This is a genomic window from Roseofilum acuticapitatum BLCC-M154 (genome assembly GCF_030068475.1).
GTDB lineage: Bacteria > Cyanobacteriota > Cyanobacteriia > Cyanobacteriales > Desertifilaceae > Roseofilum > Roseofilum acuticapitatum.
On sequence record NZ_JAQOSP010000033.1, the window covers coordinates 17,984 to 27,795 of the forward strand.

The following is a 9,812-nucleotide window of genomic DNA, read 5'->3' on the forward strand; positions in this document are numbered from 1 at the left end:
TTAATATCCCCATAATAAAAGTCCATAGTGCAGAGCCGAAAAGGTTTCTAACCAAGGTGAACCCTTACCGGTTATTAGTTCTTTAGACTCAGGCAAACTCTTAAAGCGGTACACCGTTCCTGGTGGAACAAAGGCTCGTTGGGGAAGCAGAGCAAATTCCTTGCTTTGCTCCTCCTCATCTGTTCTGTTCTTGTTCTGCTCTTCAGGTGATGGACGGTGTAATATACGGTGAATATGAGAAACACCACCCCAGAGCAGGGCTTTCCCAGTAGCGCAACCGGCTAAATGCTCCTGCCAGTGGCGAGGATAGGCGGCGTAAATGGGTTCGTTGTCTGCATCATCTGGATAACGAGCTAAACCGGGTGTGAGCAAGTAAGCTAAGTGTTTCCCTTCTTCCCAAGTACGATAGGGCGCTAGGGCTTTCCATTCGGGTAAGTTGTCTAAGGGGGTAACTAAAGCACGATGGGCTTCTCCTCCTAAACGAATGGCTTCAGGTTCGGTGCATGATAGTTTCCTACCAATAAACCCAGCAACAAGTTTCCATCCAGGATGCAGGCGAGTGGCGACTTCGGTAAAGTATCCTTGGGAGTCTTTGACTTGCCGTTGGCCAGATTCCATGGCAGTGTGGGGTAAGACTTGGGTATCCCAAGGATCGTTGCAAAAGTCATTCTGGGTAAAGCGATCGCCACTCATCAATTCTCCCTCTAGATAAGCAGGGAGTTTACTGGCTTTCATCCAAGGTTTTCCTAGTCCGGTAATAAATTCTTGGTCTCCTAGCTCAGGTGGCACTAGGGGAGGTAACGATTGGCTCTGATATTTAAGATGTGTCCAGTTCTCTTGAGGGTTATGAGGTTGCAGCCGCTCTAGCCTCTCCCAATTGCCTTCAATGTCTTCTGGATCTTCGTTGGTGTTATTGTCTCCCTGGTTAGCGGTTTTCACTCCGATTAAATCTCTGGGAGTGGCAACCCATAGACAATCTTTGTCATCCATGAGGAAGGGGCCAATAAATTTCAGGTCGCGTCTCTTATTCTTCTGGCCACTACCATAATGATCGTTGAGCGATCGCAATGCCTGGAATAAGGTACTTGGCAGTGGGGGAAACTGGCCCTTTGCCCAAGACCCATCTCCAGGACTAAAGGGTTTCGATTCCCGAAAGAGCAGCACATCAAGGGGAGTGATACTGTACCATTGAATGTTCTCAGTTTCGTTGCTCATTTTTCTTCACTCCTGCTCCAGCGATCGCCCTGCGCCATCTTATCGAGCCAAAAGGCACTGAACCGTAAGATTTTGGCTAAATCATCCATGGTAATTCCCAAGGGTGGGGGTTCTTGTTTCCCTTGACTTTTCCACCGCTCTTGAACGGCAAATGCCCAGCATTCCCAATCATCGAACCAATCACAAATTTTCTTTTGAGTCTCTTCAGCAAGGGGAGTATCGCGAGAATTGATAATTACCTTGGCTGCTTTAGAAATCAGTTGCAAGTCTTGGGTTAAGTCGGCATGACGAGGCAGTTCTTCGGCTAAACGATAGAGAACGGGAGACAAGGAATTATCACGGTCTTGTCCTGCGTTTAACCATTGCCACCAATTGGGTAATAACTGACCTTTGATTAAGGCTTCTAAGGTATTGCCGCCGCCATAAATGACGCGAAAACAACAGCCATCTTTATCGGGATAGTCGCCAACGCCTTGTAATTTCTTCGCTCGTTCTGCTTCTGCTTCCCAGAGGGATTCTAAGACTGTAGGTAAGGGAACGCTTTTGTGAGCAATGATGATTCCGGCGCTAAGGGTTGCTTCTTTTCCCATGGTGAATAAGGGGCGATCGCGCAGTCCACAGCGATCGCCTAACTTAAACTCAGGCTGCCAATATCCACCATGATTGTGAAACCTTACCTTGGTATCAAGTTCAGAATAAGGATCTTTATCGCCACACCAAGCGGCTCTTAGGGAAAGTAAATATTCGGGTAAGTCCGTGAGGGGAAGAACGGCTAACACATCATCGCCGCCACTGTAGACGACGCGACCACAAAACCGTTGTTCGGTTAAGTAAGGAACGATGCGATTGGAGAAGTCTAAAAGGGCGCGGTTAAGTCCCACATGAGTGGCTGGCCCCATGCGCTTGCGAGTGGTGAGAAACTCTTCTAAGTGGTCGGGTTCTTGAGCTATTTGCGATCGCTCAACATAATCCTGATAATTCTTCAACTTGCGACCACTGACATATTTCCCCATGCCATCTCCATCGGCTGCAATAATTACCCACCAATCAGCAGGGGAACCGTCGCTAAATCCACAGTCTTTATGGGCTTGATCCACTAATTTTCTTAAGAGAGCAACCTTTTCTTTACTCGATTGCTCGTTTAACCCCATATCATCGGCTAACCATTTGCTGGAAAAAGCTACGCCATTGTAAGGTTTATTGTCAGGCTTACGGTATAGTCGGTTGACAACTCGATCGACTTTGGGAACTTGAAAAGAGCGGCGGGTTTTACTAAAAAATTTCTTGCGTTCTTTGTTAGTAAAACCTTCGGATCTAATTAAGTCATGTAATCTATCCCAATATCCCGCCATTAGTGCTGGATACTCGAAAGCAAAACGAGCAGCCGCAATAGAACTGACGTTAGGGAAACGAATTAAACCCTCATAGTCAACTTCCTTTGAATCATCTGCTGGTTCGGCATCGGTAGGAGCCGTTTTGCGATCGCCTCCTAAAGCTTCTGCAACTCCTCCACGAGACCAAGCCATGCGCTTAGTTAGCTCCAGAGCATTGAGTTTTTCTGAACCATTGAAGAGTCCGGGATAAACTAAAGCCATTAATTCCCAAAAGAGTTGCATGGAACCGGAACTAAGTCCTCCCCCTTCCCGGTAGTCTCGATATTCGTTGTACTTGAGTTTATATTGATGGTCATACCGATAAAACGGATGTACAGCAGTGAATTGACCAGAGAGGGTAGAACGTTCGCCTGGTGCAGCAGGAATGCGCCAAGTGCGAGTATTTTTCACGGCTTGAATGGCTTGTCCAATGCGGCTTTGAGTATTTGCCCACCAGGTTCCTATGTTCAGTTCCCTATAGGCTAAGTCTTCTGCTTGAGTGGGCGTGGGTTGGTCGTAGCGAGAGGGGGCAATCTTTTCTTGGGCATTTTTCCAGGATTCGTCAAAGGATTGATTAATTTCGCTGGTAATAGCAAACTGCCGATCGCGATCGGGATCGCCTAAAGGGATAGCTGCCCAATAGGGTTCCCAAGTATGATTAATTTGTGCTTCCCAGAGTTTGCGCCATGTCCAACAGGCTGGGTCTTTGAGTTTATTTATGTCGTGATCGTTGGGATTATTGCTGCTGTCCGTTATTCCTTCAGATTCCGTAGGGGCGGGTTCACTTATATCTTGGTGGGAAGAGGAAAAGATTGGTGAACCCGCCCTTACCAAATTGTTTATTTCTTCTTCATTCTTAGGGTCTTGTAAATACTCAATGGTCTTACTGCGAATATCATTGCGAACCTTGTCAGCAATTTCATGCCATTCTGCTTGTAATTGCTTAACCAACCTCCCTCCAAATTCTTCAACTTCAGCTTCGGGAATCAGAGCGGTGATGGTGTTGGGGAATCCGGCAGTGCTGAGACTGGGAGAGTTTTCAAAGCGTTCTTCGGGAGTTTGCTGGCAGTAGTCATGAAAACCTTGAGTAAATAAATCTTGATCGAGTTCTTTAACCATCAATGCGTCAATGATTTCTTGTCCCCAGAGGGAAGGAGTAATGACGGCATCGGGGCCATACTCTTGGGCAATGAACCAACAGAGTTTAGCGCTCAGGTAGTGGAGCATGTAAGAGCCTGACCAAAAATCTAGGAATTTACGGGAGGCTTTGATAAATTCTTGGACAGGGGAGAAAGTAAAGAGGAGCAGATAGGGGTTGTTCAAACTTTCTGGAGTTTCTCCGGCGATCGCTCCTGCTAAGGCGGAAACAGTGCTGCGATAACTATGTTTGGGACAGTCAGGAAGGATCGGGTGTTGGGGGTCAAGTAAGGCTTGGGGGTTCCGTTGCGCTTGCATTTCTGGCAGGAAGCGCCACAACCACCAGAATAGGGTTTGAGGATTGTCTAGAGTTCTGACATTCTCTGGCAGTTCCTCAAGGATTTGATTGAGGTGAGTGTGAGTGGCGATCGCTTGCTCTTGCCCGCTAATGGGATGTCTATGGACTTCTGAAGAATTCTGCTTTGCCTGGAAGTTAATATGATCTGAGGAACTGGCGATCGCCTCGATCACTTCCCTATTGCTGTGCCACCATTGTTGCTGATCGTTGTCTCTGAGTAGAGCAAAATACTCAGTTAGGGACTGTTCACCTAATAGGGCATAAAGTTTCCGAGTAAACCGTTGATCGGGAGTCATATTAAGTCTGAATAATCAGTGATGATCCGTCATTGTGAATGGAACGCAGTGGAATGAAGCAATCCTAAGCCTCTCGGAAGTTATGGAGATTGCTTATGCGATCGCGTCTGGTTATTTTTCGTGACTGTCTGTTGATACATTAGTTGCTGGTGAACCCAGACTAAGAAAATCAACAAATTTTCTTTAGGTTTTTATTGAAACATAACTTTTGACTCACTTTGACTCACTTTGACTCGCTTTTGGTTTAAGGGTTGTGGCGATCGCGAAGCGTTTCATGTTGGCGTTTTATCGCCGTTTTTGCCTAAACCCTCTCCAAAGTACCACCACCCTCCCTCGTTCAACACTTATAGCCATGATGTTTTTCTGGGGTAAGGAAGTCGTCAAACTCTTTTGGTAAGCAGATTTCAGTCCCTCGAAGGCAGGATTTTTCATCCGTCCTTTGATTCCTAGATTCGATCCGGAGGGGTCAGCAAATCCCTGTAAGTCCTATTCTCTCGTTGACCCCCTCGGATGCCTTATCCTGTATAGGTTTCAGCGATTTTCGATTGAGACTATTAAGAATTACTTCTAATAAAAATAGGGTAATCTTGACCCCCTCATATTTGGGGTGCTACGATCCGCTTGTGGCAAGCCTTCCATGAGCCTGCCCTTTCAACTTCTTCGGAAGTCAAACTAATGGAAACAAGGATAACGCTAGCACCAAGGCCAACACTAAAGCTCTTTCAACTTCTTCGGAAGTCAAACTAATGGAAACAACTCTTTTCCCCCGGTTTTTGCTTGTCGTGCATTTCTTTCAACTTCTTCGGAAGTCAAACTAATGGAAACTTTTCCAGTAACGGGGGGATATACCCGTTCATGAAGGCTTTCAACTTCTTCGGAAGTCAAACTAATGGAAACCAAGGCTTCGATGAATTCCTGGCGAGTGAGCCCTACTTTCAACTTCTTCGGAAGTCAAACTAATGGAAACCTTCCTGACCAATCCAATGCTCCGTCGTTGGTAAACGCTTTCAACTTCTTCGGAAGTCAAACTAATGGGCAAAGGTTTGATCTTTCTAGCGATCGCCAAAGTAAAATCTAGAGTACGGCTCCATAAGAACTTCTGATGTAGCAACTGCCTAATGAATTACTCTAGTGTGGCGATGTTGCCGACATGAAACGCTTTGCGATCGCACCAGCGATGCGGAGCATTATCGCCATCCGCCACTAGGAGGGTGTGGAAAATAGTGTTTTGAGGAAAATGGCTAGATTCATTGTTCTGCTTAGGTTTGAGCGATTGCTCTCAATCAACTAGCGTCGGACTATACAGGACAAGGGTTTGGGCGATTTTGACTCGATTTGGCTTAGTGAATTTTGCTATAGTGAGGCTGTGCGTCGGAAACCCTTGCTCAAACCCTGGAACTGTAAGGGCTTGTAGGGGTAGCCCTTTCAACACTTCTTCGGGAGTGAAACTAATGGAAACTCGGATTCAAGCCAGAGAAGGGGATTCAAAGCGCTCTTTCAACACTTCTTCGGGAGTGAAACTAATGGAAACAAAGAATTTGTGGAAGAGTTCGGGGAAGAGCTTTGGCTTTCAACACTTCTTCGGGAGTGAAACTAATGGAAACATATACAACCCTTGTAGGGGCGACCGTATCCTTGAGTAAATCACTTTCAACACTTCTTCGGGAGTGAAACTAATGGAAACACTTCCGTTTCGAGGGGGAGGCTATCGCTGTAGATCCTTTCAACACTTCTTCGGGAGTGAAACTAATGGAAACGGAGAACTGGATCGCACTGGCTATAAGCCTTTGAGCTTTCAACACTTCTTCGGGAGTGAAACTAATGGAAACTTCGAGTTCAGCAAAAAACCCGAACAAGAATAGAAACGCCCTTTCAACACTTCTTCGGGAGTGAAACTAATGGAAACAGATGGATATATCCCGATTCCTTTCTAATAAAATCTTTCAACACTTCTTCGGGAGTGAAACTAATGGAAACGCCTCAGCCCCCTCTCGCGCCTTCTTAATTCCAACGGTTAGAACACCAAGCTCCAGATGCCTATTGACTCCTCTGTTCAGCCGCCGTTTATCGCATTCCCGTACAAGTGGAAGGCTGGTTGATGCAGTTGGGAAACTTGGTCTTAGGAGTAGAGAAAAAAGTTTGTGATAGAGAGCGACAAGAGCAAGCTTTAGCAGAACTCTCTCAACGATTCTTGCTTGAAGAATCCATTAATCTTGACCATCAACGACTGTTAGGACAACATCCCTTAATCCGCTCGCTGGCTTTGGAACACTATCAACAGTTGATCCAGCAATTGCAAGAAAGGGTAGAATCAGCTTAGAACGAGACAGGGTTGTAGAGGCGGGTTTGAAACCTAACTCTACAATAGACCAATGCCTATTCCCTATTCACTTCTTTTCCTCACGGAGATAACCCAATGACAGCCTTCGTTTTAAATAATCCAGAAACGGCCTCAATTACCGATGAACAATTTTATCAAATTTGCGCCGCCAACCGTGACTTAAGATTAGAACGAACTGCTAAAGGAGACTTAATCATTATGCCCCCGACAGGAGGAGAAACTGGAAGACGGAACTCTGATATTAATTTTGAACTCAACTTATGGAATCGACAAACTCAATTAGGTGTTGTCTTTGATTCTTCCACTTGCTTTAAGCTTCCTAATGGAGCAGATTATTCCCCGGATGCAGCGTGGATACCCTTAACCAAATGGGAAGCGTTAACTCCCAAAGAGCGAGAAAAATTCCCGCCCATCTGTCCCGATTTTGTGGTTGAGTTGCGTTCGCCAAGCGATTCTCTCAAACTCCTGCAAGCAAAAATGCAAGAATACATGGATAATGGCACGAGGTTAGGCTGGCTGATTAACCCGAAAAATTGTCAAGCCGAAATCTATCGTCACGGACAAGACAAACAAACCTTAGACGATCCTCCGACTGTATCCGGAGAAGAGGTTTTACCTGGCTTCGTCTTAAATCTCTCGTTCATTTGGTAACCCGATCATCCCCTCGCCGACGAAGTAGCGATCGCAAAGTAGTCCTCACACACTACCTGCACGCCAAAGTGAAGGAGTTTAACCCTAGCTTACCCGACAAAGCCTATCATGTTTCTGGGTTTTAACAGATCGAGTTAAACTTCGGGTTGTTCATCGGCTAAAGCCTGACGGGCTTTTTGAAAATCCATGGCTCCAGCAATGCGAATACCTTCAGGGGTAGCGTAGGCGACTTCTGGATAGGGTTTGGGTAAGGAATGTTGGGGCGCTCTAGCGACTTGACCGGCGATCCGCACTTGGGTGGGTTCCATATCTAATGCCATGATCACACATTCCGGGTTCCCGATCGCCCCCGCATGGGCAACTCCTCGCAGTCTTCCCCAAACCAGGATATCGCCATCAGCAACAATGGAGGCTCCAGGATTGACATCCCCTTGAATAATGACGGTTCCTTTATGGCGAATTTCCACCCCCGATCGCAACGTAGTCTGTAAATAGAGGGGTTCTTCTTGCAGTTGTAGGGGTTGGGAGGGAGCGGATTTGAGGGGATCGGTGCGCGTCACCTGTTGCACCGAATAGCCGCAAGTGGCAGCAGCCACGGCAGTTTGGCGGCGTTGGGTTGCCACCTGTTCAAGTTGTAGTTTATATTCTTTAAGCAAATCGGCGATCTCCTGGAGTTGGCGCATATCCAAGAGGCGATCTTGAACGACTAAATGAACCGGTACATTCGATTCTCGCTGGCGATCGCTCCCTTTAAGCAACACCTGAACCTGTTGCAACAACTCCATCCAAGTACAACTTAATTCTCCCTCTGGCGGTAAAATCAAGCAAAAATGGGAGCCTTGGGACTTCAAGCGCACCGGAATATCTTTCAACTGTTGCTTTTCCGGTGGCATCTCTTGGCTATCGAGTTCCGCATCCGGAGGATGATCCCCTTCCGGTTGAGACTCCTCTTGGCCTACAGGCACTTCTGAAGGCATCGGAGCAACCGACTGATCTGGGGTTTCTTCTGGAGTTGGGTCATCTAAGCTAACAGCAAACGTTAAGGAAGTAGGAGAAACAGAAGATTCAGGCATGAGCGATCGCACTCTTGGCATTGCTTTTTAGTGCATTATATAGTGCTGGGTGCTGGTATAGCCGGTAAAAATAGGAGTAGGGGCTTTCAAACCGGAAAGCCCCTACCCACTTTTGTTCTCAAGGCGATCGCCTAACCCAAACCTTCGATCGCCGGATGGAAGAAGAACGCCAACCCTAACACCACATAAGTGGCCAATAATAGGGAGCCTTCCAACCAATCCGAACGACCATCAGAACTCACCGAATTCGCCAACAGGACAGCCACCATCACCGCCACTAATTCAAACGGATTAAAATCAAGATCCATCGGTTGGTCGAATATAACTCCTGCTAACACCAAAACTGGAGCCACAAATAGAGCAATTTGCAAACTCGATCCCATAGCCACAGAAACCGATAATTCCATCTTATTCTTCATCGCTACGGTAACAGCAGTCGCATGTTCAGCCGCATTACCAATGATGGGAACTAGAATCACCCCAGTAAACAGAGCCGTTAAGCCTAAATAAGAGGTCGCTTCTTCCAAAGAAGCCACTAATAGCTCCGATTCTACGGCAACCACCAGAGTTGCTCCTAGTAGCACCAAAGACCACAGAGTGATATTGGGCTTTTCATGGGCTTCTTCCCCTTCCTCCTCATTTTCCGCCAATCCCACATCATAGAGATAGGAATGGGTTTTCATGGAAAAGAGCAAGGTGAGCAAATAAACGATAATTAAAACAATGGATACTGCTCCCGATAAGGTTTGCATGGTTTCTTCAGCGATACCATTAGAAGTCACATCCACTGCGGTGGGAACCAAAATGGCAATTACGGCCAAATTCATGGCTGACGCATTCAGACGCGCCACAACCGAAGTAAAATTTTGCTCCGTATAGCGAATGCCGCCTAAAAACATGGCAAACCCCATCACCAAGAGCAGGTTACTGATGATGGAGCCGGTAATACTGGCTTTCACCACATCAACCAAGCCCGCATTTAAGGCGACTAGACCAATAATCAATTCAGTAGCATTACCGAATGTGGCATTCATCAGCCCCCCCAAGTTGGGCCCTAGAACCACAGCAATTTCTTCCGTTGCCGTTCCCATCCAAGCGGCTAAGGGAATAATCGCCAAGGCAGAGGTAATAAAGATCGTAGTCGATCCCCAGCCGAGAAATTCACCGGCAATGGAGATGGGTACAAAGACCAACAATAGAGAAATGATCGTATTCGTTTTCAACATGGCGATCGAATCCAGGTTTACACTCACCCATGCTACTCCCATTTTCTGAAACTGTCGTGAGGAAGGGAATGGGGAGATGGGGAGATGGGGGGATGGGGGGATGGGGGTGCGAGCATCTTGCTCGCTATCACAAGGGGGGGGA

General features: G+C 46.8%; 7 protein-coding genes and 1 CRISPR repeat array. Of the genes, 2 read left to right on the forward strand and 5 right to left on the reverse strand.

What is annotated here, in order from left to right:
* The 3 genes from PMG71_RS04820 to PMG71_RS24075 form a co-directional block, all read right to left on the reverse strand.
* Positions 1 to 1,215, reverse strand: coding sequence for a type III-B CRISPR module-associated Cmr3 family protein (locus PMG71_RS04820; protein WP_283752510.1), 1,215 nt, complete (start codon positions 1,213 to 1,215; stop codon positions 1 to 3).
* On the reverse strand, positions 1,212 to 4,379 hold the full coding sequence (locus PMG71_RS04825) for a type III-B CRISPR-associated protein Cas10/Cmr2 (RefSeq protein ID WP_283752511.1): 3,168 nt from the start codon (positions 4,377 to 4,379) through the stop codon (positions 1,212 to 1,214). Before PMG71_RS04825 ends, PMG71_RS04820 begins: the two co-directional genes overlap by 4 nt.
* A 738-nt stretch (positions 4,380 to 5,117) precedes the next feature.
* Positions 5,118 to 5,318, reverse strand: a complete 201-nt coding sequence (locus PMG71_RS24075) for a hypothetical protein (protein WP_430540993.1) — start codon at positions 5,316 to 5,318, stop codon at positions 5,118 to 5,120.
* A 483-nt stretch (positions 5,319 to 5,801) separates the two neighbouring features.
* Positions 5,802 to 6,356: direct repeats of the CRISPR family, unit length 37 nt; unit sequence CTTTCAACACTTCTTCGGGAGTGAAACTAATGGAAAC.
* Positions 6,357 to 6,477: 121 nt separating this feature from the next.
* Here PMG71_RS24075 and PMG71_RS04830 point away from each other — a divergent pair.
* Together PMG71_RS04830 and PMG71_RS04835 are read left to right on the forward strand one after the other, a co-directional pair.
* Positions 6,478 to 6,699 (forward strand): hypothetical protein, encoded by a 222-nt coding sequence (locus PMG71_RS04830; RefSeq protein ID WP_283752512.1) that lies wholly within the window; start codon positions 6,478 to 6,480, stop codon positions 6,697 to 6,699.
* Between the two features lie 96 nt (positions 6,700 to 6,795).
* On the forward strand, positions 6,796 to 7,371 hold the full coding sequence (locus tag PMG71_RS04835; RefSeq protein ID WP_283752513.1) for a Uma2 family endonuclease: 576 nt from the start codon (positions 6,796 to 6,798) through the stop codon (positions 7,369 to 7,371).
* A gap of 134 nt (positions 7,372 to 7,505) precedes the next feature.
* On the opposite strand, the gene minC is transcribed toward PMG71_RS04835, so the two are convergent.
* The gene (minC, locus tag PMG71_RS04840; RefSeq protein WP_283752514.1) at positions 7,506 to 8,444 is read right to left on the reverse strand and encodes a septum site-determining protein MinC; all 939 of its coding nucleotides are present in this window, start codon (positions 8,442 to 8,444) and stop codon (positions 7,506 to 7,508) included.
* Positions 8,445 to 8,575: 131 nt separating this feature from the next.
* Positions 8,576 to 9,670, reverse strand: coding sequence for a calcium/proton exchanger (gene cax, locus PMG71_RS04845; RefSeq protein WP_347179200.1), 1,095 nt, complete (start codon positions 9,668 to 9,670; stop codon positions 8,576 to 8,578).
* Positions 9,671 to 9,812 lie beyond the last annotated feature (142 nt).